Source organism: Proteus myxofaciens ATCC 19692 (genome assembly GCF_001654855.1).
Taxonomy (GTDB): domain Bacteria; phylum Pseudomonadota; class Gammaproteobacteria; order Enterobacterales; family Enterobacteriaceae; genus Proteus; species Proteus myxofaciens.
This window is the reverse complement of the sequence record NZ_LXEN01000001.1, coordinates 1-25,595: the sequence shown is the minus strand read 5'-3', so window position 1 is coordinate 25,595 and position 25,595 is coordinate 1. Positions and strand designations below refer to the sequence as shown.

The 25,595-nt window shown below is 33.5% G+C and carries 25 protein-coding genes; 12 read left to right on the top strand and 13 right to left on the bottom strand.

The features are described 5' to 3' along the window. Positions 1-3: 3 nt before the first annotated feature. The gene (locus tag M983_RS00120) at positions 4-300 is read right to left on the bottom strand and encodes a VF530 family protein (protein WP_066745134.1); all 297 of its coding nucleotides are present in this window, start codon (positions 298-300) and stop codon (positions 4-6) included. 156 nt (positions 301-456) lie between these two features. Further along, positions 457-1,062, bottom strand: coding sequence for a Crp/Fnr family transcriptional regulator (locus M983_RS00115; protein ID WP_167348659.1), 606 nt, complete (start codon positions 1,060-1,062; stop codon positions 457-459). Between the two features lie 208 nt (positions 1,063-1,270). Between M983_RS00115 and add the strand changes: the two genes are divergently transcribed. Then, complete coding sequence (gene add, locus M983_RS00110; RefSeq protein ID WP_066745123.1) at positions 1,271-2,272, top strand: adenosine deaminase; 1,002 nt, start codon at positions 1,271-1,273, stop codon at positions 2,270-2,272. A 72-nt stretch (positions 2,273-2,344) separates the two neighbouring features. Here the strand turns inward: add and M983_RS00105 are convergent, their stop codons facing one another. Next, positions 2,345-3,265, bottom strand: coding sequence for a LysR family transcriptional regulator (locus M983_RS00105; RefSeq protein ID WP_066745119.1), 921 nt, complete (start codon positions 3,263-3,265; stop codon positions 2,345-2,347). Positions 3,266-3,496: 231 nt separating this feature from the next. On the opposite strand from M983_RS00105, the gene M983_RS00100 reads away from it, so the two are divergent. Together M983_RS00100 and M983_RS00095 are read left to right on the top strand one after the other, a co-directional pair. Beyond that, positions 3,497-3,793, top strand: a complete 297-nt coding sequence (locus M983_RS00100) for a hypothetical protein (protein WP_157091895.1) — start codon at positions 3,497-3,499, stop codon at positions 3,791-3,793. A gap of 12 nt (positions 3,794-3,805) precedes the next feature. Further along, a complete protein-coding gene (locus M983_RS00095; RefSeq protein WP_066745114.1) occupies positions 3,806-4,999 on the top strand; it encodes a serine hydrolase in 1,194 nt (397 codons plus the stop codon). Positions 5,000-5,058: 59 nt separating this feature from the next. Here M983_RS00095 and mmuM read toward each other — a convergent pair whose 3' ends face one another. From mmuM to M983_RS00075, 4 genes are all read right to left on the bottom strand, one after another. Continuing rightward, positions 5,059-6,000: a homocysteine S-methyltransferase gene (gene mmuM / locus M983_RS00090; protein ID WP_066745112.1), complete on the bottom strand. Its 942-nt coding sequence runs from the start codon at positions 5,998-6,000 to the stop codon at positions 5,059-5,061. Continuing rightward, the gene (gene mmuP / locus M983_RS00085) at positions 5,987-7,387 is read right to left on the bottom strand and encodes an S-methylmethionine permease (RefSeq protein WP_066745137.1); all 1,401 of its coding nucleotides are present in this window, start codon (positions 7,385-7,387) and stop codon (positions 5,987-5,989) included. The genes mmuM and mmuP overlap by 14 nt, the downstream gene beginning before the upstream one ends. Positions 7,388-7,715: 328 nt before the next feature. Next, a complete protein-coding gene (locus tag M983_RS00080; RefSeq protein ID WP_066745109.1) occupies positions 7,716-8,171 on the bottom strand; it encodes an acetyltransferase in 456 nt (151 codons plus the stop codon). Positions 8,172-8,403: 232 nt separating this feature from the next. Further along, positions 8,404-9,615 carry an MFS transporter gene (locus tag M983_RS00075; RefSeq protein WP_083954503.1) on the bottom strand — a complete coding sequence of 404 codons (1,212 nt, stop codon included), beginning with the start codon at positions 9,613-9,615 and terminating at the stop codon, positions 8,404-8,406. Between the two features lie 167 nt (positions 9,616-9,782). On the opposite strand from M983_RS00075, the gene M983_RS00070 reads away from it, so the two are divergent. Further along, positions 9,783-10,400, top strand: a complete 618-nt coding sequence (locus M983_RS00070) for a TetR/AcrR family transcriptional regulator (RefSeq protein ID WP_066745100.1) — start codon at positions 9,783-9,785, stop codon at positions 10,398-10,400. A gap of 35 nt (positions 10,401-10,435) precedes the next feature. Beyond that, positions 10,436-10,792, top strand: coding sequence for a DUF4186 domain-containing protein (locus M983_RS00065; protein ID WP_066745097.1), 357 nt, complete (start codon positions 10,436-10,438; stop codon positions 10,790-10,792). A 934-nt stretch (positions 10,793-11,726) separates the two neighbouring features. Here M983_RS00065 and M983_RS00055 read toward each other — a convergent pair. Next, on the bottom strand, positions 11,727-13,001 hold the full coding sequence (locus M983_RS00055) for a glycoside hydrolase family 68 protein (RefSeq protein ID WP_066745086.1): 1,275 nt from the start codon (positions 12,999-13,001) through the stop codon (positions 11,727-11,729). A 414-nt stretch (positions 13,002-13,415) separates the two neighbouring features. Further along, positions 13,416-13,583, bottom strand: coding sequence for a hypothetical protein (locus M983_RS17310; RefSeq protein WP_157091894.1), 168 nt, complete (start codon positions 13,581-13,583; stop codon positions 13,416-13,418). Positions 13,584-14,180: 597 nt separating this feature from the next. Here M983_RS17310 and ydfG point away from each other — a divergent pair. The 3 genes from ydfG (at position 14,181) to M983_RS00040 (ending at position 15,652) form a co-directional block, all read left to right on the top strand. After that, positions 14,181-14,930: a bifunctional NADP-dependent 3-hydroxy acid dehydrogenase/3-hydroxypropionate dehydrogenase YdfG gene (gene ydfG, locus M983_RS00050; RefSeq protein WP_066745084.1), complete on the top strand. Its 750-nt coding sequence runs from the start codon at positions 14,181-14,183 to the stop codon at positions 14,928-14,930. A 75-nt stretch (positions 14,931-15,005) separates the two neighbouring features. Beyond that, positions 15,006-15,362, top strand: coding sequence for a DUF1283 family protein (locus M983_RS00045; RefSeq protein ID WP_066745082.1), 357 nt, complete (start codon positions 15,006-15,008; stop codon positions 15,360-15,362). A 53-nt stretch (positions 15,363-15,415) separates the two neighbouring features. Then, on the top strand, positions 15,416-15,652 hold the full coding sequence (locus M983_RS00040) for a DUF1161 domain-containing protein (protein ID WP_066745079.1): 237 nt from the start codon (positions 15,416-15,418) through the stop codon (positions 15,650-15,652). A gap of 249 nt (positions 15,653-15,901) precedes the next feature. Here M983_RS00040 and bioD read toward each other — a convergent pair whose 3' ends face one another. The 3 genes from bioD to M983_RS00025 all read right to left on the bottom strand — a co-directional run bounded on the left by bioD (position 15,902) and on the right by M983_RS00025 (position 19,026). Beyond that, on the bottom strand, positions 15,902-16,573 hold the full coding sequence (gene bioD / locus M983_RS00035) for a dethiobiotin synthase (protein WP_066745076.1): 672 nt from the start codon (positions 16,571-16,573) through the stop codon (positions 15,902-15,904). A 197-nt stretch (positions 16,574-16,770) separates the two neighbouring features. Then, entirely contained in the window at positions 16,771-17,982 is a 1,212-nt protein-coding gene (gene mlc, locus M983_RS00030) for a sugar metabolism global transcriptional regulator Mlc (protein WP_066745070.1), read from the bottom strand. A 129-nt stretch (positions 17,983-18,111) separates the two neighbouring features. Further along, complete coding sequence (locus M983_RS00025; protein ID WP_066745067.1) at positions 18,112-19,026, bottom strand: LysR family transcriptional regulator; 915 nt, start codon at positions 19,024-19,026, stop codon at positions 18,112-18,114. A gap of 113 nt (positions 19,027-19,139) precedes the next feature. Between M983_RS00025 and M983_RS00020 the strand changes: the two genes are divergently transcribed. The 4 genes from M983_RS00020 (at position 19,140) to M983_RS00010 (ending at position 23,449) form a co-directional block, all read left to right on the top strand. Then, positions 19,140-20,420: an MFS transporter gene (locus tag M983_RS00020; RefSeq protein ID WP_066745064.1), complete on the top strand. Its 1,281-nt coding sequence runs from the start codon at positions 19,140-19,142 to the stop codon at positions 20,418-20,420. 126 nt (positions 20,421-20,546) lie between these two features. Next, positions 20,547-20,693, top strand: coding sequence for a hypothetical protein (locus M983_RS17305; protein WP_157091893.1), 147 nt, complete (start codon positions 20,547-20,549; stop codon positions 20,691-20,693). A gap of 228 nt (positions 20,694-20,921) precedes the next feature. Beyond that, complete coding sequence (gene tus / locus M983_RS00015; protein WP_066745061.1) at positions 20,922-21,854, top strand: DNA replication terminus site-binding protein; 933 nt, start codon at positions 20,922-20,924, stop codon at positions 21,852-21,854. Between the two features lie 116 nt (positions 21,855-21,970). Continuing rightward, on the top strand, positions 21,971-23,449 hold the full coding sequence (locus M983_RS00010) for an alginate lyase family protein (protein ID WP_066745058.1): 1,479 nt from the start codon (positions 21,971-21,973) through the stop codon (positions 23,447-23,449). A gap of 134 nt (positions 23,450-23,583) precedes the next feature. On the opposite strand, the gene fumC is transcribed toward M983_RS00010, so the two are convergent. Further along, a complete protein-coding gene (fumC, locus tag M983_RS00005) occupies positions 23,584-24,978 on the bottom strand; it encodes a class II fumarate hydratase (RefSeq protein ID WP_066745056.1) in 1,395 nt (464 codons plus the stop codon). Between the last annotated feature and the right edge of the window lie 617 nt (positions 24,979-25,595).

The following is a 25,595-nucleotide window of genomic DNA, read 5'->3' as shown; positions in this document are numbered from 1 at the left end:
TTATTAATATTTTTTATTTTTACTATTAGCCCAAGGATCATCAATGAAGACATCTATGTCTTCTTTTTCTAAATTCATATTATCTTCAAGAGAGTCTAAATATAAATTTTCGACCTCAGCTCTTGCCCAAGGTGTTCTACGTAAAAATTTTAAACTTGATTTCACACTTGGATCACTTTTAAAACAATTGATTTTTATCAGCTGACTTAGTTTTTTCCAACCATATTTTTCAACCAAGGTATTCACTTGCATTTCAAGCGTTATGCCGTGTAGCGGATCTTTAGAAATATGTTTTGTCATGGTTGTTTTACACTCTTTCTCAAGCATGGTTTCATGCGAGTAATATCGATTAAAAAGACTTTGCAGAGTACAAGAAAGTCTAGTGACTGGCAAATAAAGACTGTTACCTCTAATTTTATATGCTTAGATTCTTAATGATATAAGTCAATAGACTGTTCAAGTTACAATTTCAGATAATAATTTGCTATTTATGATGCTTATTGTTCGATTTTTAACGTGAATTATTTCTAATTTAGCTAAATGAGATAGTGCTCGATTAAGTTGTCTTATTGAAATACCTAATATTCCTGCAATAGTTTCTCTTTTTTCTAACTGAAACAATGTTCCTTCCTGTTGTGTCTTAAACAACAAATAGCGACGTAATTTAAACTCAGCTGAATAGAGAGACTGAGAAAGTTGTTTCGATGAATTGTATAACTTACGGCTTAATTCACAACATACAAAATGAAGAAACTTTGGATCTTGTTGTGCTTTTCGTTTGATAGCCGATAGAGATATAACCAATAAATAACAAGGTGTTAACGCTTGAACAGCATTAAACGATGTATGATTACTTTCGAGAAAAAGCTCTAAATCACCAACAACAGAAAAGGCTTTTTCGTGGGAAAAGATAATATGCCGTCCATTTTCTTCATAATGTTCTACTTGCAATGTTCCTTCTACCAAAAAGAACAACTGCTTGATTTGGCTATTTTGAGTTACAAGATAATCACCAGTATTAATTTTGATAAGTCGCAAAGTCGATAAAAGTGAATCTGGCAAGTAATCATCCAATTTATACGTTGAAATATAATTATTGCGCATTTCTTGATTGGTCATATCAGTATCTACACCTTGTTATTAGCCTATTTATTCTTTATTTATTGTCATTATTAAAAAGATAAATAATGAAGAAAAGGACATGAGTCCTTTTTTGAGACAAGACACATAGATAACCTCATCTTAATTTTATAATAATAAGGGGATGCTCATGCTTAATTTGGATTTTTTTGAACCTAATTTACTACTCAAAGTGGAACTACATGTCCATTTAGATACATCTTTAAGTTATTTTTACATTAAAAAACGTTGGCCTAATATCACGTTAGCTGATTTTAATCGGCTATTTATTGCACAAGAACCTTGTGTAGATTTGGGCGATTTTCTAAGCAAAATAACAGCTCAAATTGGTATTTTACAAACGAAAAAAGCGATAGCATTAGCAGTAGATGATCTCTTTCATCAATTAAAACAAGATAATGTTATTTATGCGGAAATTCGTTTTGCTCCATTATTACATACTCAACAAGGATTAACGGCTAACGAAGTCGTTGAATGTGTCCTTAGTGCAATGAAAGAGTCATCGAGCCATTATAAAATTGAGGCAGGATTAATATTGTGTACTTTGCGTCACTTTACTGAACAACAGAGCATACAAACCGCAAATTTAGTTATGGAATATTTAAATAAAGGCGTTGTCGCGTTAGATTTAGCCGCAGATGAAGCACGCTATGATTTGGCGCAACATATTAATGCATTTTATTCCGTCAAAAATGCAGGTGGCAATGTTATTGCTCATGCTGGTGAAGCAAAAGGAGCCCATAGTGTAATCGAAACAATAGATAAACTTAGCGTCAGCCGTATTGGCCATGGTGTAAGGAGTATTGAAGATATAGCTGCAATTGAAAAAATTAAACAACACAATATTTTATTAGAAGTGTGCCCAAGCTGTAATATTATCTGTAATGTCTACCCATCTATCACTGAACATCCCGTTAATCAGCTAAAACAATTAGGTGTTAAATTAAGTATTAATACAGACGCTCGGACTGTCGCCAATACAACGCTTAATAAGGAATATCAGTTATTACATAATGTATTTAACTGGCATAAAAATGATTTTAACCAATGCAATATCGATGCATTAAAAGCGAGTTTTATCTCTGATACATCAATTAAACGAAGGCTAATTGACCAAATTAGTTATGTTTAATTCGTTGATAGAAATATGATTTATAGCCATATCATCTACTTGATATGGCTATAGCGCTCAGTAAATATAAGCTTATATATTTAGTGATAAATACTCAGAAGTAGAACATGTCTCAATGATAAGTTGTTTGATTTTATCGATTACATCATCATGTTTTCCTCCAATACGATTACCTATCATCAATTCATAAGATGGCATATTAGCAGGTGGTTCAAATAAGGTCATTCCAGTTAAATTAGCAATCGCCAACGCTGCATGAGAAGGTATTGTCGTTAATAAATAATTATTTAAAAGCAAAAAGGGAACTGCGGAAAAATGTGTCGTGGAAATCTTTATTTTTCGCTTTAATCCTAATGGCTTTAATGCTTCATCAACCACGCCTACAAATCCTCCTGAAGAAACTAATAAATGAGGATAATCGGCATATTGTTTAATGCTTCGAGGTAAGGGATTTTGTTTATCTGTAATGCAAAGATAATTACCTTTGCCCAAACGATGCATTTTTATGAGGTGAGATGCCATACCACCTGCTGTAATTGCTAAATCAATTTGATGACGTAAGAGCATATCCTGGACAATGCGCGAGTGTGTTTGCCGATAAATAACATGAATTCCTGGTAGCGCATTATTAATCGTATCTAATAACTGTTTTCCAATTGAAATCTCATAATCATCCGATAAGCCTATTGTAATTGTTCTTCCTTCAAAATTATCTTTAGGTGCAGCGTATGCCACCACTAAACGGCATTGACTTAATGCACTCTCGATGACAGGTGCTAATTCATTAGCGCGAGGTGAAGGTTTCAAGCCTCTTCCTGTTCTTTCAAAAAGGGGGTCATGAAAAATAATTCTTAATTTTGATAATGAAGCACTCACCGCAGATTGTGTTAAACCTAATCTAATCGATGCTCGTGTGGCACTCCCTTCTTCAAATAGCGCTTCGAATACTTTCATTAAATTTAAATCGATTGATTCGATATTAGTATTATTCATATCAGATAGTCTCTATTAGCTATTGAAGGTTTTAAGTTATCTATTCATCATAATATCAACTTTTACAGAGAGGTTCATTTTATATGTTATTAAAAAATAAATTCATAATAAACAAGGAATAATAAAAATATTATTCGTATTTAAGTAATGAAAAAGGAATAGGTAATGCACCAATACAAGATATTACTATTATTAATATCTTTTTCGTTTTTATGCAAAGAATCCTACGCTATGACTGAAATAACATTGGATTGCATGAATAAAGGAGAAGTGGTTATTTTCCATACAAACTACAGGATCAGTACATTAAAAAGTAATAATGAATTTTATGTATCACCTGGCTCACAAACAAAAACCATCAATGGTGTGAAATATACGCTATATCCTTTTTTAAATGGTGATATGTACATCAATAAAGCGAGTAATAGCCAGTTTCATTTAGTGATGTTTCATGATGGAGAGCAGATCCAATGCCAACGAATCAAATCTAAAAATATCTCTATTACCTATCTTCCCATTGTTAAATAAAAACTGAATACTATGAATAAAAAGATAATCGCATCTATAGCTACAATCCCTTTAATTTCGCTACTTACTGTTACTCAACTTTATGCTAATGAAGAAAAACCGATTATCTCAGCAGGTAGCTGGGTATTAATGTCGTATGAGACAGGCGAAGTATTAGTGGAGCAAGAAGGGGAAAAACAAATTGAACCTGCAAGCTTAGCCAAATTAATGACGTCATATTTAATCGCAAAATCAACGTCATTAGATTATATCAAGAATGAAGATGAGGTAATTATAGATAAAGAAGCATGGGCTTACGCGAATCCCATTTTAAATGGTTCGCCATTAATGTTTCTTAAAGCCGATGAGCGAGTTGATATTTCTTCATTAAAGAAAGGATTAGTTATCCAATCTGCGAACGATGCTGCCATTGCATTAGCGAAGTATATGGCAAGTAGTCAAGAAGCCTTTGTTGAGCAGATGAACAAAACAGCTAAAGACATTGGAATGGTCAATACACATTTTCAAAATGTGCATGGGTTAAATACAGACAATCAATATACCTCAGCCTTAGATATGGCACGTTTGGTAAGACAATTTATTAAAGATTCTCCTAGTGATTATCAATTATATAAAGAGTCTACTTTCTCCCATAATGGGATCAAACAATATAATCGTAATAAGCTTTTATACCAAAGCAAACTTGATGTTGATGGATTAATGACAGGAACAACGTCTTATAATAAATACCATATTGTTTCATCAGCCATCAATAATGGAATCAGATATATTGCCGTTGTGCTAGATGCAGATTCATCAGCAACAAGATTTAATGAAGCAGATAAATTGCTTGCATGGGGATTTGATAATTATGCCGTTTATAAACCCGATATCACGAATACCTTACCAGTGCGTATTTGGTATGGTAACAAGTCAGAATTGCAGGTAACTTATCCTGAAGGTACTGCGATAGATATAAGAACAAAAGATATCGATAAAATAAAAATTAACCCTGTATTTAACGATAACTATATTTCAGCCCCGATCAAGAAAGGGGATGTCGTTGGCTATACTGAATTTCTTGTTGGTGATAAGCAAATAGCCACAAGAGAATTAGTTGCTACCGAAGATATCGATAAAGGCAATATCTTTGAAAATATCTGGGATTTTATCTTACAAATGATCGATAAAGTCATTGAAGATATTAAGGCGATGATTAAATCGTAAAGGATAAAGGATATTCTTAAGTTTATAGCGACTGTTTCTTTTTAATATCCTCATATTATCTAAAGCATTGACACTAAATTACGAATATCTTTTGGTGATGTTCGGCAACATCCTCCTATAAATTTAGCACCAGAAGATAATAAAATAGGTAGCGAATCAGCGAGAGTTTTATGCAACTCATCATGGTTATAATGTTGGCACCATATTTTATTTATTGGATCATAATCTTCACCCAAATTAGGATACGCAATCAAAGGTAATGCCGTTAAATTGTGAAGATATGCGATTGCATCAATCGTTTTCTCAATAGAGATACAGTTAACACCAATTGAAATAATTTGAGGTGAGTCTTCAACAAGTGCAACCAGATCTTTAAGAGGCGTTCCATCACTTAAATGCTGGCTATCTTTCAATGTAACTGAGATCCAAGCCTTTGCTGATGGATATTCAGACAACAATTTAATCAATGCACAAATTTCTATAAATGAAGGCAATGTTTCACAAGCAAGTAAATCAGCACCAGCATCAATTAACGCATCTAAACGAGGACGATGGAAGGCAATAAATTCATCTATTGTTAGTGTGTAATTCCCAGTATATTCAGAACCATCAGATAAATAAGCGCCATATGGACCAATAGAACCTGCAATAAGTAATGTTTTATCTGTCGGATTTTCTTTACGATATTCATCTCGTGCTTGCTTTGCTAAAACCACACTTTTTTTGATCAATTCACATGCTTGGTCTTTATCTAATCCTTTTTGTTTAAAGCCTTGTGGTGTGGCTTGATAACTTGCAGTTATTGCAATCTCAGCACCAGCTCGAAAATAATCTAAATGTACATCTCGAATAAAGTCAGGGTTTTCAATCAACACTTTCGCAGACCATAAACTATCAGCAATATCACATCCTCTCGCTTCTAATTCTGTTGCCATTGCGCCATCTAAGGGGATAAATGATTGTGTATTTAAGATTTTTGATAAGAAATTATTCTGGTACATGTAAAAGCTCTCTTCGATTCAATATGTTAGAGATATAAAATGCAGCATAACAAAAAGCAACAAAGGGCAAACCACAATAAAGAGCAATACGTTGGCTCGGATCAAAAGCAAGCCCAATACACGCGATAAGGCACAATACAAAACCTAATATAGGTAACACTGGATAAAAAGGTGCGCGATGCTTTAATTGTTCAATACGTTTTCCCGATTGTAAATAGCGTCTACGAAACATAAAGTGAGAAGCACAAATACTCAACCAAACAGCGACCACCGCAAAACCTGAAATAGCAGAAAGTGCAATAAATACAGTATCAGGTGCAATCACACTTGATAATAGAGCAAGTATGCCACCAAACATGCTGGCAGAAAGAGCAACTAATGGAACACCACGTTTATTAACACGAGAAAAGCATTTAGGAAGTGTTTTTTCATTAGAAAGCGACCATAACATACGTCCTGACGCATATAAGCCAGAATTTGCCGCTGAAAGAATAGCCGTTAAGATAACAAAATTAACAATATCAGCAGCATAAGGTATCCCTATTTTTTCAAAAACTAAAACAAAAGGGCTTTTTTCAACACCCGCTTGTTCCATAGGAATAAGTGCAGCTAATACAAAAACAGTGCCTAGAAAAAAGATAATCAGCCTCACTAATGTTGCACGTATTGCTATAGGTATTGCTTTTTCTGGTTCTTGAGTCTCACCAGCAGCAATACCAATAAGTTCAGTTCCTGAAAAGGCAAAATTAACGGCAACAAGTGTCATTAATATTGGCATAGCACCATTAGGAAGCCAGCCAGCCGAGGTGATATTAGTCAATCCTGGTGCAAGCGAACCATCATGTAAGGGAATAGTGCCAAAAATCGCCATAGTCCCTACAATGATAAAAGTAAGAATAGTGATCACTTTTATAATCGAAAACCAGAATTCACTTTCAGCAAAAAATCGTGTCGAAATCACATTTAATATAAAAATTGTAATACAAAACACAAGACACCAAGTCCAAATAGGCACTTGTGGAAACCAATACTGCATACAAAATCCAGCTGCAGTAAAGCTTGAACCTAAAGCAACAGTCCACGTTAACCAATAAAGCCATGCTACGGTATATCCTGTTGCAGGACCAAGATAGCGGGTAGCGTAAACATGAAAAGCGCCAGTTTCAGGCATAGCAACAGAAAGCTCAGCTAAACTTTGCATAACAAGCCAAACAATCAGTGCACCAACTGCATAGGCAAGCAATGTACCAGGTGCACCTGTTGTCGAAATAATATATCCCGTATTAAAAAATAGCCCAGTGCCAATCACACCACCTAAAGAGAGCATAATTAAGTGGCGTGGTTTCATTGTGCGCTTAAGTCCCTCGTTTACCTGCTGAGATTGCATCATTCACCTTATTCACCTTATCCGTATAGACGTCTAAACATCCAGATAAATTGTTTATACCGTGGCTTATTTTAAAAATCCAGTGTTCATTTGATTTAAAGCGTTAATAGGGTGCATTTTGACCTAGAGTAATAAATTCTACGTAATAAGTTTCTATATGATAGAAATCAAACTATTTAAAATTTCACTCGGATAGATATGGCAGTGGCGATAAAGCAAGCTGATTCTAGGTACGAGTTTCAAGCAACTAAACTGATTAGTATATGGTAGAATACAAGTTCCTCATATTGACAAAAAATTATTATCGATTTTATTAATGGTGACACTGTCACTTAATGAGTGACGATTCATTGTTTTTTTCCAAATGAAGTAAAGGATATGCTCTACCTTGGCTATCTTTTTCTGATTCATTATTGATAGCAAAACCCATATGGAGATAAAAACCAACTGCTTGATTATTTTGTTTGTTTACATCAAGAGTTAATATCGGGAAATGCGCTAATGCATGTAATATTAGTTGTTTACCTACACCTTTACCTCTAGCAGAAGCTGCAACAAATAAAGCTTCAACATGTCCTTCATGTAAATACATAAAGCCCAAAGGGTAATTATAGTTATCAACGGCAACCCAAACTAATTCATTAGAAAAGAAATTAATTACTTCTTTTTCAATTTCGACTCTATCTGTTGGTGTTAAAAAATCGTGTGTTGCATCTACTGAACTACGCCATATTTCTATAATACGATCTGCTTCATTGGGATAAGATTTGCGTATACTTAACATAATACTCCTCTTCGTAAAATAAACTTAATATTCATGGCAATAAAGAAGAGAGTATATATCAAATAGCCATTTTTCTTTGAATAAGTATTTAATTTTCTCTCTCAATAGATACACGAAAATTATATCAATCTTTTGGATTTGAATTTACAGAAAAATTGTTGATGGGGAGTATCTTTATCACTTAACTCTTTAAATAGTGGCCAATAAATATTGGCCACTGAATTAAAAATAGTTATTCACCCTGAACACATTCAACCGTTGTTCGAGAGCAATTATAGATTCTATGTGTCAGCATAAACATTAAGAAGAATGCAAATGATGTCATTAATAACATACTGACCATTAGCACATTACCGTTAAAGTTATCCATGATATAACCACCCGTTAAGCTACCAATAGTAATTAATATCAAGAACATAAACGTAATTAATGCGGAACCTTTCTCTGTTAATTCAGGTACATGAACATGCATCCACATATTAATTGTCGCTGGGATCATTCCAGCCGCAATACCCCATAAAAAGACAAATAATGCACTTATTGCCCAGCTTAGTGGTAATGTAGCTAACCCTAAAAAGGTTAAGGATAATAAAAATGCACTAATTCCAAAGTTATAACGCACATTATATTGCCCAACATATCCTGCTAATAAATTACCGACAAAACTTGCGATACCAAAAAAGAGCAACAGAGCAGAAATTTGTCCTTCTAAAAATTGGGCTGATTCTTTAAAAAAGACAGGGAAATAATTATAAGCAGAGAAATGAGCTAAAAATAATAATGTAAAAATAATCAATCCTTTACGTGCCACTGGGTGTGATGGCATTAAAAGCAATTCACGCCATTGCATCACAGAAGAAGGTTTTAGAGAAGGCAACGAAATATACAGTGCGATAAATGCTATTATGCCTAAACTAACTAAAGAAAAGTAGGGAACACGCCATCCATACAAGTCAGCAAGCCAAGAACCCAGTGGTACACCTACTACAGTCACTAGAGTGACTGCTGAAAAAAAGACAGTTACAGATGTTGTTATCGATAAGTTTTTAGGTGCTAGTCGCAAAATAAGACCCGCAGCAACTCCCCAAAATCCACCTAATGCAATTCCTAAAATAAATCGCCCTAATAAGACTAAATAAAAATTAGAGGCTAAAGCCGTCATCATATTGGCAGCTATCATTAGTACGACAAGTAATAATAATACTTTGCGTCTATCCATCGTTTTCATATAGATAGGAACTAATAAAGCGGACATCATACCTGCAATTGAAGTGACTGTAACAGTAAGCCCAGCAGCACCAACAGATATTTGGAAATCTTCGGCGATATTATTGATGACACTTATGGCTAGAAATTCACCGGTTACAATAATAAAGCAGGCAAAAGTTGCAGAAAGTAGCGATAGCCAGTTACCATTGTGCTTAGAAAGATTGGGTTGTGCCATGTTAAAATTCACCATCAAGTTATTGTTGTACATTGAATGTTATTTTTATAGCGGTCACTATAAAACTACGCTATTCTTGATGTAAATTTGATGGCTGTCAATTTATTTTATAGCGATCACTATAAAATAAATATTCATTGATAAAATAACGATTGGAAAACAAGATAATGAAGCAGATAAAGCGAGGACGGCCTAAAGGTTTTGATAGACAAGAAGCCTTAGCTAAAGCGATGTTACTATTTTGGGAAAATGGCTATGTTGCTACATCTATCAGCGATTTAACAAAAGCACTTGGTATAACAACCCCAAGCTTATATTGTGCATTTGGTGATAAAGCGACACTTTTTAATGAGTGCATTGATTATTATTTAGCACATGAAGCTTGTCCAATTATTACGATTATGAAGCAAGCAAAAACAGCAAAGGTTGCTATTGAGTTGCTCATGTATGATACCGCTAAAAAGTTAGCACAGCCTGATAAACCTTCAGGATGTATGCTTATCACCGCAACAATGAACGGTACTAAACAAATCGAAGAAGTTCATCAAAATGTGCAAGAAAAACGGCATAAATACCAAGAAATTCTACTGGATAGACTAGAGCAGGGAATTAAAGAAGGGGATATTTCTCCAGAAACCTCGATACAAGCTATTGCTGATTTTTATATCACAGTGATTAATGGATTAACTATTCAAGCCTGTGATGGAGCAAGCCTTGATAAATTAAATCAAGTTATTCTTACTGCCATAAAAACCTGGCCTATTTTTAATGCTGATATAAATTAAGTAAATATGTATTTATTATTTAGGTGACAAATTTAATGAATAATTTAAATCTTTTATTTAACCGGTTATCTCAATCAACTTTTCGAAATAAGTTTAAATTAGGACCGAAAGAGCGACAATACTGTATTGATAAAGGTCCTGATACTATTGATCAGCACGCTTTAGATTTTATTCAAAAACGCTTAGCTTCTAAAGAACCCAAAAATGATGGCAAGCAAACTCCAATGAGGGGACATCCTGTATTTATTGCTCAGCATGCAACTGCAACGTGTTGCCGTGGTTGTCTAAAAACCTGGCATGGCATAGAGAAGCATCGTCAGTTAACAGAAGAGGAGCAGTTATATATTGTGGAAGTTATTCACCGTTGGTTAGTTAAACAGATGAACGACTAAATTTTTTATGAATCACTTCAATGATTACAAAGAGATACTACGCCAATGTCGAGAATAACAGGGTTCAGAATACTTAGGTTGATATTATAACATTTGATATGAACCACTGGTTTAATCAATTTAACATAATATAGATTATGCGAACCTTGGTAACTCAATACAGATAGACTTCAAATCTTACGATTTTATTGCTAACTCAGTTAACAGACGTTTTTGTACAGGCTGAACTTTTTTAACCTGGAGCGCGATTAAAATGTCAGTTTTACTTTTTTCGTCCGACTTGGTTTTAAACATATCGGGCAAAAATGAAAATCCGGTGTTCGCTTCGCTGTCTTTGTTTTCCGCAGTATTACATAAAAAAATCAGAATAACTAACATCACAGAATTACAAAAGCCAATGTTCGCGCGACCTACTCTATGTTAAAGACGAACATTGAGCGTTTCGACATTCTTCATTTTGCCGAAACGCTCAAGAACCTTTTTGCACATTATGCGGAATATTAAACTTATTTGATTTCCAATATATTGGAATCGGAATATTCACCATCAGTAGTAAAATTGTAGCTTATATAAAGTGATGCTATGGTATTGCATGCATGGCATGTTTTATTTAGAACCCTTATAAAATGCCAATAAGAGTAATACTCTACACCAGTATAATTAATATTTCTATTAAGTTACATTAAGACATATTCAGATATGTCGCCTCCCTATTCTACCGAAATAATTATGTACCTGGTTTAAAATTTATTTTCTGGCTATATTTAAGTTTATTTTCGCGATTCCAAAAAAATAAAAATATTGGGAGTGTTTAATGACTAGTTTTGCAGAAAGTGATTGTGAAAAAAGAAATAAATAAACAGACTCATAATACAATGAGCCTGCTTTTTATATTAATTTTTCTCTCACTAATATAAATTAGTGCAATAAAATATTATTTTACGATAACATTTCTCATTGCGGGAATATAACCATAATCTAACGCTTTCACCACAAAAGAACGACTACCTTCAATAACAATTTGAATTGTTGGCGCTTCTGTTCCACCAATACGATAGGTATTGTCATCAATAGGAACATTATCAATAAACGATGTTACCAATCCATTTGGCATTACATAATGAGAGTAAGTTTGAAAAGGCTGAGATGAAGGATTACCTAACACTAAGCCTGAAGAATTCATTGGTGTATATGGGCCCGTTAAGTTATTACTAACAAAACCATATAACCCATCAGGTCCATCTAAATTTTGACTATAAGTAGATTTATGACTAATAGTAAATAAATAATATAGATTATCCTTAAAAACAAAATGAGGTCGCTCAGTTTGATCATTTACGCCAACAGCAGTAATGAGTGGTGGTAAAATATCCCATTCATCACCATTTAAATCTTTCGCAACTGCTAACCCGATGCATCCTACTTGATATTTTGAATTACTTATAGGGCCATAACCTGGAGGTACAATACCGATATCCTCTTCCGTTACAACATGCTCTTCTCTCTCACCTGCTACATTACCTTCAAATAACATATAAAGCTTGCCATCATACGGATCAATAAATGGACTTGGATCGCGAAAATTAAAAAAACGATTCTGTGATTCAGTTTGATAATATTTACCATCAGCTGAAAATAATAATTTCACATTATCGAAATCTTGCATATACACTTTATCTTGAGTGGTAACAATTTTACCCCTCACTTTAGCGATAGTAGCGCCAGGTGTTACACAGGTATAATAAAGATCAATTTCTCCTTTATTATTTAAAAGAACAGGAGTACCAGCCCATTCGCGAGACGTTGGTGACACACCAGGCGCCATCACATTACCACCCAAAATCCAATCCTTACCGGTTTTTGAATACCAATAGCAAATACGAGCATGAGAATGACGGTCATTCCAATCTTCTTCAATATTATAATTACCTTCAGCATCTATATGAGAGGAATTATCATAATTCCGTTTCGCTGTTAACGTAAAAATAATAGACCATCCGTTTACAGAAACAATATCACCATAAAGATCTCTAAGTGGCATTGTATCCCATACAAATACTTTATCACTCATTGGAACAAAGTCAGGCTTGACTAAAGGATGCGTTGTTGTGGGATCATCTTTATGTACTTTTAATGCATCAGCTATTGTCCATTTAGTTGGTTTATAATTGAGATTTCTTTCAATTTTATTTTTATCTAAATATACCATAAATCACTCCTATTAATTTAAATACATAACCATATCTCTCATAAAAAATACATTTATAATTTATTTATAGTTATATATTTTAAATATTGAAAGAAATTTTACAAAAATAAAAAATATAAATGTTATATTTTAAAAACGCAGTATCAAATCAATTTAGTTAAAATATCTCATATTTAATAAACAGATAGTAATCTTTCTTTTTATTAAATTTTAAATAATTATTTATTGATTTGATTGCATAATAATCATTTTATATAAAAAAGTTATTTTTGATGTATAATTAAGTTGGACAAGTAAATAAATTAACTTGTCCTTTATATAAGTATTATCTAGTCCTAACTATCTAAAAATATAATACTAATGATAGATAAGAATAATATGGACTTTATCATCTATCTTAATCTTGGATTTTTATTAATTAATATGAATACCAATCATACTCATAAAATCAATAATATTTAATATAATTTCATCAAAGTTAGTCTTTCGATAAATACTTAAATAAATAGGAAAAAATATCCCCAGTAAAAAGCCTAACCCAAAATAACCGGGAAGAAAAAACTTAATAATTTTCTTTTTCATACATCCTCTAACTATAGGAAATAGTTAATATTTTTTGCAAATCATGCATATAATAGAAACATCAACTTACTTTATCTCGCTTTTCCTCTATTTTATTAGAAAAATAATAATATTGTTCTTTTTTTATTATAAAAAACTGTAACAATATATTTGTGATTTACTACTATTTAGAGAATGTTTATATAAATAGTATGATCTTATTTAGAGTGTATAGACAGATTCCAGATAAATTAACATCTCAATTTTTATTATCTATTTTTGTTAAAAAATTAATCAATAAGAATAAATGATTTTCTAGCGGATTAAAACGATGCGAAAGACTAACAGTGCCAAGTCTAGCTGTTCCTAAATTCCATTGAGACTGGACATCATTTCCTTTGTCGTCCTTATCCTTTCTAAGGTAATCTACTAATATTTTGCCTGCTTTTTGATTATAATGATGATAAGTAATTTATTATCTTCATTAATAGCTTACTGTTCTTGTTGTTGCTTACATTCCTATTTTTCTATTGATTTAAGATAAAACGTGTATTTACTCTTGACTCTTTATCGTGTTCGATTTTTACTTTTGGTTATCATAATGATGGAGAATATTGAATGATTATTTTTATTACTGGTGCATCAGCAGGATTTGGTGAAGCAATTGCTCGTTATTTTATTAATAATGGGCATAAAGTTATTGGTACAGCTCGTCGTATAGATAAATTAAACGCTCTACACAAAGAACTAGGTGAGTCTTTCTATCCTCTACAATTAGATGTTACCGATAAAAAAGCTGTGAATGATATATATGATTCATTACCTGAGCTATGGCGTGATATTGATGTATTGGTAAATAATGCAGGATTAGCGCTAGGACTCAATACCGCTGATAAGGCGAATATTGATGACTGGGATATGATGATCGATACTAATAATAAAGGTCTTGTACATGTTACTCGTGCACTTCTCCCTTCTATGGTTGAAAAAAATAAAGGCCATATTGTTAATATCAGCTCAACTGCCGCTTCTTGGCCATATATGGGAGGAAATGTCTATGGTGCAACTAAAGCCTTTGTAAAACAGTTTAGCTTAGGATTACGAGCAGATCTGCAAGGCAAAAAAATTCGTGTTACTGATATAGAACCTGGCCTTGTTGGTGGTACTGAATTTTCATTAGTACGCTTTAAAGGCGATTCAAATAAAGTAGAAGAAACTTATTCAGGCGCTAATGCATTAACACCTGAAGATGTTGCAGAAGCTGTCTATTGGACCGCAACATTGCCTGCTCATGTTAATATTAATACACTTGAAATGATGCCTGTAAGCCAATCTTTTGCCGGATTAAGTGTGCATCGTCAAAATTAATTTATGCCTTATAGCCGATATTAAGATAGGATAGTACCTAGCGCTGTAGTTAAACAATATTTGAGGATCATAAATATGATTGCTATTTTTACGAAAAAGAATACGACAAGAACATTTTTGTTCTCTCTATTTTTAAGCTTATCAGTATCTTCTTTTTCATCAATGGCCACATCAACCAATGTCACTATTAATGGCAATGGCTATGAGAATTCTTTAGATAAAGAACAAGCTCGTCAAATGAAAGAAGATTGGAATTTAAAACGCGATTTGCGTTTAAAAGTAAATCAAAGAGAGAAAACTGAGTTCAATAAAATCGATAAAGCTATTGATGAACGTGATGCTTGTCTAAAAAGTGCTAATATATATGCATATTGGGAACCAGAAACCCGTCGTTGCCTAGATAGCAATACAGGTCGCCCAATAAATCCATGATATTAAATCTTGTGAAACATGATGTTTTTCAAAATTAACAAGGAGAAAGGGATATGAAAAAATATTTGCTTTTAACTATGGTAGCTATGTTCACATTTGCCCCTTTAGCAGCAAACGCAAGTTGTGATGAGGTTGTTGAGACTATCCAACAAACCATTATCAACAATGGCGTTCCTGTTGAAAATTTCACATTAACTGTTGTTGATAACGATAATGCTGAACAATCTGAAGGTAAAGTTGTTGGTAATTGTGAAAACAATACGAAGAAAATTGTCTATACGCGTCATTAATATATAGAATGAATAATAAAAAGGGCATTCCATTTATGCCCTTTTATTTTTTACTCTTTTCCATTTCCTTCCCCTCCAACTTTATTTTTTACTGCTTGTTCTTATCTAACTGATTATTTTTCTTTTCTAAAAAATTAAAAACACCCAATGGATTTTTTCATCAGGCGTTTAAAAGTAATAAGTCTGACACCACTTTTTAAATAGTAACTCTATCCACTTCGTTATTTTATAAATAAAAACACTAACTCGTTAAGCAAGAGCTTTTGTTTCTAATTCACTTAAATCTAAATAACAAGAAAGATCGCGTTCTTCAGGCCGTAATAAATACGGAATTTCCCCTATTAATGGCGCCGGAATGTGTTGCGATAACCGTTCTAAAATTTTCGAGTAATAAGGCAACCCAGGATTAATTCTATTTGCAACCCAACCGACTAATTTTAAACCGTCATTGATAATCGTTTGCGCAGTCAGTATCGAATGATTGACACATCCAGGTTGAATACCAACGACCATAATAACTGGAATTTGCTCTTTAATAACCCAATCACAATAAAAGGTATTATCATCAAGCAAATAACGCCATCCCCCATTTCCCTCAATAACAACATAGTCTGCTTTATTACTGAGTTTATTTAGTTCATTTGAAACCTGCTCAAAATCAATTTCATTTTTACCTAAATAGCTATTTTCAAGTATTACAGGATTAATTTCATCGTAGCTAACTTCAACTGGAGAAGAGTTATGAATAATTTGAGCATCACGGTTACGTCCGCCTTCAACAGTTTCATGAAATTCAGTTGCGATAGGTTTAAAACCGACTGCTGTTGACCCGCTACGGTTTAATGCTTGAAGCAGCGCTCGAGTTACAACAGTTTTACCTATGTTGGTATCTGTCCCCGTAACAAAAAAACGTGTTAACATATAATTTACTTCCGTTATGACAGATAAAATCAAGTTCATAAAAATGATAGAAGTTAGAGTTTAGGTGAACACGCTTTCTTGTGGATTGAGTTAGCTCAATTTTTTAGTTAATTACAAAAAAATAGAGAACTTATCCATGATCAATTGTTATTTTTACTTAACTAAATTTGGAAGTTATCTCTTTTTTATGGATTAAATTAGCCTCGCATTAACTCAATTAATAAGGAACCGTTATATAAAGCTTCTTTTACTAGCGATGCAGCAGGTAAAGTTCCCTTATTTCTGAATTCAGTTTCTTCAATATTTAACGTTTGAGTGTAGCGAGGCATCGAGTGACGTTCGATTTGAGATAATATTAGGGGGAAAAAAATAGATTTTGCTCTACATAACGGAGAGCCAATTAATATTTTCTGCGGATTAAAGATATTCACCATTACAGAAAGAATAAATCCTAACTTTTCTGCTACAAATTGAACAATTTTTATCGCTTGTTTATCACCAATCAATATTGCATCACAAAGTGTTTCAGCCGTAATGGGGTATTGATTAAGTAATGAGTCTTGATTTTCTTTTGCAAGTTGTTGTGCTTTTTTTATTAGGCTGGGAATAGAAATTTCTGTTTCTAAACATCCAATTGCGCCACAATAACACGGTGTATTTGCATCGATTATTTTAGTATGACCAATTTCAACAACACTATGACTATGTGAATGCAATACGTGGCCGTGATTGATTACACCTGCTCCAACAATATCGTCAATAACGATTTGTAATACATCTGAGCTATTCTTAGCTGCGCCATATAATAATTCAGCGACAGTCCATGCGGTTATACTATGTTGTAAAAAAACGGAAACACCTGTTTTTTCATTAATTTTTTCAGCTAATGGAATGTTTTTTATTTGATAATAAGAGGAACTGATTATGATACCGCTAATTGGATCAATAATTGCGTTCATCGTGATGCTTATAGCCGTTAAACGTTCAGCATAAGATTGATAACGTTCAAAGAATTGATCTATAGCTTCTAAAAAATGCTCAACAAAATTTTTACTGTAAGATGTAGGAAAATCGAAGTTTTCTTCAACAACTAAATGTGTGTCTAATTCTCTCAGGCTAAACACTAATTTACCATTATTTATACGAATGCACAGAAATTGCCAACCCTCACTTTCTAGCTTTAAGCCAACCGCGGGTCGGCCACGAAAACCTAAACCAGGAAATTCTGTCTCATGTATAAGATGAGCATCAACTAATTCACGTGTAATCTTGGTAATACTGGCAGGAGCAAGTTCGGCATGTTTTGAAAGTGATATTCGTGAAATAGGTCCATTTTCATCAATCAATCGAAAGACTGTACCAAGATTAAACTGTTTCACATGATCAATATGACTAGGTTGGTTCCCCATAACACTTTATCCTTAACAAAGAGCATTTCTTCAATGAAAGCCCCAAATAATTCTTACCCGATTATGTCGTGTTACCGTAATAATTGTACAGTTATTACATGTAAATCGTGATCTACAGCACATAGCTACTCAAGATTTTTGATATTCAAAGATATTTTTCAATAATATCTTTGTTAATTTATTAGCCGCAGCTGGAATTGTTCTATTTTTATGAGATACCAACCAAACTTCAGAAAAAACCTGTGAATTGGCGAAACGTAAATAATGCACGCCATCGACTTTCATTCTGGTAAAAGACTCTGTAACAATAGAAATTCCCAATCCAGCTGCGACTAGACCAAGAATAGTCATTGCTTCGCCTGCTTCTTGAGCAATAGTCGGCGTTATTCCTGAAAGGCTGAGTAACTGAATTATTTCATCATATAAAGCAGTACCAACATCTCTTTCAAAGAAAACAAAAGGATATTGACCAATATCTTGAATATTCACACCCGTTTCTTTATAAGCCAATAATGGATGACCTTCGTATACTGCTAATATAAATGGTTCACGAAAAAGTAGCTGGTGATGCAAATTATCAGGCAAAGCTGTATTACGCATAATCCCTAGATCAATACGACCTGTAAGTAATGGTGGTATTTGCTGTTTAGTATTCATTTGATGCATATGAATACCTACCTCAGGAAAATTTTCCCTGAATTGACGCAGACTTAAAGTGACTAAATGCATAAAAGGTGTTGTTGATGTAAATCCAATTGAGATCTCACCTAATTCCCCCTTTTCCATTCTTGATGCTCGCATTGCAGCCGCATTGACTTGCCCTAGTATTTGATAGGATTCTTTTAAAAACATGTGTCCTGCGGGAGTTAATGCAACAGACCGGTTTGTTCTTTCTAATAATTTTGCGCCTATTTCTCTTTCAAGTGTTTGTATTTGTAGACTTAAAGGAGGCTGAGATATATTTAGCCTTTCAGCAGCTTTACCAAAATGAAGTTCTTCAGCAACAGCAATAAAATAGCGTAAATGTCTAAGTTCAATATTCATTTTTCCATTAATATTTTAAAAGTATTATTCCTAATAATTAATATATTAGACAAAAAAATCAAATATTTCTAACATTGATGCAAGTCAAATTTAAGTAATGGAATTTAACCCTTATGGATACTCATGAAGTAGACAGTAAAAATATTATTTTATCCCCTGATATTTTGGCAAAAGAAGATAATCAACATCCCAGTAATCCGACTAAAAATACAAAGCATTATATTCAACGAGATGATGCTCTTTATATAAAAGTGACAGTGTCATTTTTTATGGTTGGTTTAGCAACTTTTGCTTTACTCTACTTTGTACAACCTATTCTTCCAATACTTTCTAACGAGTTTTCTGTCAGCCCTGCCACAAGTAGTCTTGCACTATCGTTATCAACCGGATTAATGGCCTGTGGTTTACTCATAACAGGACCACTTTCTGATGCTTTTGGTCGTAAAAATGTGATGGTAATAGCGCTATTTTGTGCGGCATTTTTTACACTACTAAGTGCGACTATGAGTAGCTGGAGTGGAATTTTAATTACTCGTGCTTTAGTGGGGCTTTCTTTAAGTGGTGTTGCTGCTGTTGCAATGACATATTTGAGTGAAGAAATTCACCCTGCTTATCTTGCTTTATCGATGGGTTTATATATTAGTGGTAACTCTATTGGTGGCATGAGTGGACGAGTCATCACTGGAGTATTAAGTGATCACTATTCATGGCGTTTATCAGTCGTTATTCTAGGAACATTTGCTTTATTCGCAGCAATTGCATTTTGGAAGATACTCCCTGCCTCTCAACATTTTAGAGCGACCACATTAAAACCGCGTAATCTTCTTATTACAACAAAATTGCACTTTAGAGATAAAGGCTTGCCCTTATTATTCATAGAAGGCGGTTTATTAATGGGTGGCTTTGTTACCCTATTTAACTATATAGGTTATCGCTTATTGAGTGCGCCTTATGAATTGAGTCAAACAACAGTAGGACTGATTTCTATTGTTTATTTAAGTGGTACATATAGCGCATCAAAAGCAGGATTACTAACAACAAAGTATGGGTTAGGTAAAGTTTTTATAGCGGGTATTTCAATGATGTTGATAGGTATTTTAATTACACTTATCGAATCATTACCGATGATATTTATTGGTATGCTTATTTTAACAACAGGTTTTTTTGCAGCCCATGCTGTCGCCAGTAGCTGGGTTGGTCGTCGTGCTAAACGCGGTCGTGCTCAAGCTTCTTCACTGTATCTTTTTACTTATTATGCAGGTTCAAGCCTTGCGGGGACTGTTGGCGGCTTATTTTGGGTTAACTTTGGCTGGTTAGGTGTAGGGCTTTTTATTGCATTGTTGATGTTTATTGCATTATTAATCGCCTTACATCTCAACAAAATTGCTTACTAAATCTAATTCATGCATTGAGGGCAACCTAATAAAATTAAGTAGTTAATTCATAATAATGAAGGTTGTCTATCTAATGTTTCCTTTTTAAGATAAAAGCGTCTTTTAACAATAAAAAGGATAATCACTATGATTTATATAAAAAATATACTCAGCATGGGCGCTATAACACTCACTTTATTTTCATCTATCGCGTTAGCATCTGTTGTTGCATCTGAAGAATGCCCACCTAGCGTGCCTAAGTGTGATTATATTTCGTTTAAAGGCCATCATTAATTTTTATTTTGCTTGTATATTAAACTATTTATAAGAAAAAACATGAGATAGTGCCCTTTTTACGGTATACTGTGATTATATACAGTATACTTTTTTTGTTTTATTTATTCTCCTTTCTGATTAGCAAGTTGTTTAAAATTGATGTACTTGGCGCAAATGTTGAGCTATGATTAATAACAAGGCTTATTGTATGTTGTAACTAAAATCGGCAAAAATCATGGAGGAAATATGAATAAATACGCATTAATTGAACAATTCAATCTTTGCTTTAATCAATTAGAAATTGAAATTAGCGCATTAAGCAGTGCTTTGCGAGAATTAACTTTATTACCCTCTTGTGTATTTGAATTGCCTGATGTCTCTAAAGAAGAAGAACATGATGAAATCACAAGAGTGACAGTGTCACCCTCTTATAATCTAGATGCGCTGGAGTTATCTTTAAATCTTATAGCTAATCTGTTTATTTATGATAATGCACCTCATATTAGTAGCAAACGGGCAATTCGTTTACCTGGAGCCCTTTGCTTTAGCGCAAGTAATAGTGAATTTAAAAATGTAAAAGCTAAAATAGAATCAATTAATACGCTCAAAAAAAAATTACTTAATATTGTGACTAAAGAATCAGGTATATCTAAAGAAGAACGTTTTAATTTTGTGCATAATCAATTAAAAGGATTAATTACTTTAAATGCTTATCGCACTCTCACACTTATTTCTGACCCTGATACTGTTCGTTTTGGTTGGGCTAATAAGAATATTATTAAAAATTTAACTCGTGATGCTATATTAACACAACTAGAAAAAAGCCTTGAAGCGAATCGTGCAGTCCCCCCTTATACTAGTGAGCAATGGGCATTACGGATAAATAAAGAAATAGCGACTATTACGCAGTTACCTGAAAAAGCAAAATTAAAAATAAGACGACCAGTCAAAGTGCAACCTATTGCTAGAGTGTGGTATTCCGATATTCAAAAACAAGTACAATATGCTTGCCCTCTTCCCTTATTTGTTTTCTATATTGAAAAAGAGCCTGATTTCAAACCTATTATTGGTGAACTAGCAGATTATGATGCCAATAATATTCAAATACGTCACCGACCTAAATCAAAGCAATTAGAGTTGATTATTCCTCGGTTACATCTTTATTTAGAACAAAGTTAAGTTATTAAATGTTTAATAAATAAAATTAAGAAAAATTTATAATATAAAAAAATAGATGCTACTGTTAAAAGGAATACATTACGCAATACAATTTAAAAAATATATCAGGTGACAATATGCATTATAAAAATTCTATATTCTTACTTTTATTTACCACAATAACTAGTTATGCCTCGTCGAATATTAATATAACTCCAGGTATAATTTCGCTTGTAGCGGGTGATAGTTCGACAAATACAATTATTATTTCTCAACAAAATTCACCATCTATTGTTAATCTAGATATTAAAGGCTTACCTCAAGGAGTAACATCTACTTTTTCACCAAAATCGATTTCATCTAATATTGGAGTATCGATACTGACCATAAATACAACAAAAGAAGTATTAGCAGGAAATTATACTATAGAAATTTCAGGAAAAGGAATAATCACTGAACCAATAAAGCTTGAAGTTAAAAAAGATATGTCATTTATTCATCCTGGTATTTTGTTGAGTAAAGTACAGCTAGATCAAATGGTAAAAAATGTTAATTCAGAATTGCCAATTTGGAAACAAGCATTATTAAATACTCAAACAAGCCCACTTGGAAAAAAGGATTATGTTCCAAGTCGATTAAACTCAGTCAATGCCGATGATCCGAAACAAAGTAATGCAATAATTAATGATGCAAATGCAGCTTATACTCAAGCTTTGTTATGGTATATAACAAAAGATAGCACTTATGCAGATAACGCTATTCATATTATGGATACATGGTCAGAACAGTTTACAGAAGGTTTTTCAGGTTCTAACTCTATGAATCTCGCCTCGTGGACTGGAGATGTTTGGCCTAGAGCAGCCGAGATTATTCGTTACACCTATTTAAATAATGATAATTCAAGCAAATGGAATAATGTAGCAATTGAAAGATTTGAAAATATGCTTGAAAAGCAATATGTTTCTATTATTCATCGTGGTAGACCTTATGGATTTTATGGTGGAAATTTAAATGCTTCTAGTGCGGCTGCTTTAATTAATATCGGGGTATTTACTAATAATACTAGCGTTTTTTTACGCGGTATTTCAATGTGGCGAGCGACACTTCCAGCCTATATTTATCAGGTTGAAGATGGACCTATACCAGTCCCACCGCTTAACTGGTCTGCATCTCAAAGCTCAAGCACTAATCTACAAAAGCTCTGGTATAATCAAGAAGCATTAGTTAATGGTCTCAGTCAAGAAACATGTCGAGATCTAGGTCATGTTTCCTGGGGAATTTCTGCTTTGGCTAATGGGGCTGAAACTGCCAAAAAACAAGGTATCGTTCTTGAGTCTGAATATATTCTAGGAACACAAAATGCAGTCAGAATGGCACATGGAATAGAATTTAACTCTTCTCTTATTAATAATAATTCACAAATACCACTATGGTTATGTAATGGGAATATTAATCTTGGTAGTTCGGTTGGAACGGGTGAGATTCTCTTTAATGATTTAGTTAATCGCCGTGCTATGTCATTACCCCAAACAGCGAGTTATCTTGATAAAAAGCGCCCTACGCGCGCAAGTTATTTTATGGTATGGGAAACATTAACACACTATAATAACCCATAAATAAAGTAAGATTTAACAGTGTCAATATACACATTGTTAGTAATAAAAAATTATTGTTAAAACAAAAGGCTATATTCAATATGATTGAACATAGCCTTTAAAATAAAATCGTAATTTAATAAGAATGTTTATTCTTATTTCATGCTACCTACCATATCTTCAGGGCGAACCCAACTATCAAACTCTTCGGCGGTTAGATAATTTAATTCTAATGCGGATTGTTTTAATGTTAAGCCTTTTTTATGCGCATTTTTCGCAATTTCAGCAGCTTTATCATAGCCTATATGCGTATTTAATGCGGTAACAAGCATCAGTGATTCATGTAGCAATTTATTAATACGATCAAGATTTGGCTCTATACCTACAGCACAATGCTCATTAAAGCTACGCATACCATCAGCAAGTAAGCGCACAGATTGTAAAAAGTTATCAATAATCATTGGGCGATATACGTTGAGTTCAAAATTACCAGAAGCACCACCAATATTAATTGCAACGTCATTACCCATCACTTGAGCACATAACATTGTTAAGGCTTCACATTGAGTTGGGTTGACTTTACCTGGCATAATTGAACTACCCGGTTCGTTTTCAGGAATAGAAATTTCACCGATACCGCAACGAGGGCCTGATGCTAACCAGCGGACATCATTGGCTATTTTCATCAGCGATGCTGCTAAGCCTTTTAATGCGCCATGTGAATGAACTAAAGCATCACAGGTTGCTAATGCTTCAAATTTATTTGGAGCAGTAACAAAAGGTTGGCCTGATAATTCAGCAATACGTTTAGCGACACGCACCGCGTATTCTGGGTGTGTATTTAATCCAGTACCTACCGCAGTACCCCCTAACGCCAATTCACAGACATGAGGAATTGAATCATCAATATGTTTGATACTATGTTCTAACATTGCAGCCCATCCAGAGATTTCTTGGCCTAATGTCAGTGGAGTCGCATCTTGCAGGTGAGTACGACCAATTTTAACAATATCGCGGAAAGCTTCTGCTTTCTCTTTGAAAATGGTTAAAAGTGATTTTAATTCAGGTAATAAATCTTGGCGTAAGGCAATAACAGCAGCGACATGCATAGCAGTTGGGAATACATCATTCGAACTTTGACTTTTGTTAACATCATCGTTTGGATGAATTTTTCGTTCCATTCCACGAACACCACCAAGAATTTCACTACCACGATTTGCTAACACTTCATTCATATTCATATTTGATTGAGTGCCAGAGCCCGTTTGCCAAATCGCAAGAGGGAATTCTGTTGGGTGTTTACCTGCTAGTACTTCATCAGCAGCAGCAATAATTGCATCTGCTCGCTCTTTTGGGAGTAACCCTAAATCCATATTAACCCCTGCTGCGGCTTTTTTAGTTATCGCAAGAGCATGAATAAGAGCGACGGGCATTTTTTCTACTGAGATACGAAAATGTTCGAGAGAACGTTGAGTTTGTGCTCCCCATAACTGGTCAGCTGGTACTTCGATTTGTCCCATTGAGTCTTTTTCAATGCGAGTGGCTGCCATTGCAATCTCCTTAGTACACAGAATAATTGATTAATTCCGAATAACTTGATTCGGATACGGCTATCATGCCATAAATTGAATAATAAATATGAGAGCTAAAGCGAGCTTATACAATTTATAACAGAATGAAATATGTTGATTTTTCTGACAATATACGGTTCCCCCCTGTAATTTGATATTTATTTAATTATTTTTACTTTTATAATTAAAATTACTCACTTATTGAGTTAATTGTCTTTATACGCTGAATAGGTATGACTCAACCTATTTCATCATAATGCCAATAAGATAGTAATAAAAACCCATTACTAATCCAAATAACGTAGATAGTCATTATATCAACAATTTATCAATTTTATTTATCATTGTCATTTCGCTTTAAACTCATCATGTTAGCGAATAACTAAGCAAGTTCTGATTGCGATTTTGTTACACTAAAACTATATTTACGGTTAATATAGATGGCGATGTATATATGTAGATTGTCTATATTTTATCTCATTATCTTTTTACTAATTTAACGGGTTGTTTTAAAGGTTATAAAACAGCTTTTATAACGTACATCGCCAGATGTACACAGAGGATGGACTAGAATTATGAAGAAATCACAAGTCGCT

Bases quoted from the DNA above. Each gene is read 5' to 3' on its own strand.
- M983_RS00040 (WP_066745079.1), top strand. From the start codon at position 15,416: ATGAAAAAATATTTGCTTTTAACTATGGTAGCTATGTTCACATTTGCC.
- M983_RS00080 (WP_066745109.1), bottom strand. From the start codon at position 8,171: ATGTTAAGTATACGCAAATCTTATCCCAATGAAGCAGATCGTATTATA.
- fumC (WP_066745056.1), bottom strand. From the start codon at position 24,978: ATGGCAGCCACTCGCATTGAAAAAGACTCAATGGGACAAATCGAAGTA.
- M983_RS00025 (WP_066745067.1), bottom strand. From the start codon at position 19,026: ATGAATATTGAACTTAGACATTTACGCTATTTTATTGCTGTTGCTGAA.
- M983_RS00095 (WP_066745114.1), top strand. From the start codon at position 3,806: ATGAATAAAAAGATAATCGCATCTATAGCTACAATCCCTTTAATTTCG.
- M983_RS00055 (WP_066745086.1), bottom strand. From the start codon at position 13,001: ATGGTATATTTAGATAAAAATAAAATTGAAAGAAATCTCAATTATAAA.
- M983_RS00010 (WP_066745058.1), top strand. From the start codon at position 21,971: ATGCATTATAAAAATTCTATATTCTTACTTTTATTTACCACAATAACT.
- M983_RS17305 (WP_157091893.1), top strand. From the start codon at position 20,547: ATGATTTATATAAAAAATATACTCAGCATGGGCGCTATAACACTCACT.
- M983_RS00020 (WP_066745064.1), top strand. From the start codon at position 19,140: ATGGATACTCATGAAGTAGACAGTAAAAATATTATTTTATCCCCTGAT.
- M983_RS00070 (WP_066745100.1), top strand. From the start codon at position 9,783: ATGAAGCAGATAAAGCGAGGACGGCCTAAAGGTTTTGATAGACAAGAA.
- M983_RS00075 (WP_083954503.1), bottom strand. From the start codon at position 9,615: ATGGCACAACCCAATCTTTCTAAGCACAATGGTAACTGGCTATCGCTA.
- M983_RS00120 (WP_066745134.1), bottom strand. From the start codon at position 300: ATGACAAAACATATTTCTAAAGATCCGCTACACGGCATAACGCTTGAA.
- mmuM (WP_066745112.1), bottom strand. From the start codon at position 6,000: ATGTACCAGAATAATTTCTTATCAAAAATCTTAAATACACAATCATTT.
- bioD (WP_066745076.1), bottom strand. From the start codon at position 16,573: ATGTTAACACGTTTTTTTGTTACGGGGACAGATACCAACATAGGTAAA.
- add (WP_066745123.1), top strand. From the start codon at position 1,271: ATGCTTAATTTGGATTTTTTTGAACCTAATTTACTACTCAAAGTGGAA.
- mlc (WP_066745070.1), bottom strand. From the start codon at position 17,982: ATGGGGAACCAACCTAGTCATATTGATCATGTGAAACAGTTTAATCTT.
- M983_RS00100 (WP_157091895.1), top strand. From the start codon at position 3,497: ATGACTGAAATAACATTGGATTGCATGAATAAAGGAGAAGTGGTTATT.
- M983_RS17310 (WP_157091894.1), bottom strand. From the start codon at position 13,583: ATGAAAAAGAAAATTATTAAGTTTTTTCTTCCCGGTTATTTTGGGTTA.
- ydfG (WP_066745084.1), top strand. From the start codon at position 14,181: ATGATTATTTTTATTACTGGTGCATCAGCAGGATTTGGTGAAGCAATT.
- tus (WP_066745061.1), top strand. From the start codon at position 20,922: ATGAATAAATACGCATTAATTGAACAATTCAATCTTTGCTTTAATCAA.
- M983_RS00065 (WP_066745097.1), top strand. From the start codon at position 10,436: ATGAATAATTTAAATCTTTTATTTAACCGGTTATCTCAATCAACTTTT.
- M983_RS00105 (WP_066745119.1), bottom strand. From the start codon at position 3,265: ATGAATAATACTAATATCGAATCAATCGATTTAAATTTAATGAAAGTA.
- M983_RS00045 (WP_066745082.1), top strand. From the start codon at position 15,006: ATGATTGCTATTTTTACGAAAAAGAATACGACAAGAACATTTTTGTTC.
- mmuP (WP_066745137.1), bottom strand. From the start codon at position 7,387: ATGCAATCTCAGCAGGTAAACGAGGGACTTAAGCGCACAATGAAACCA.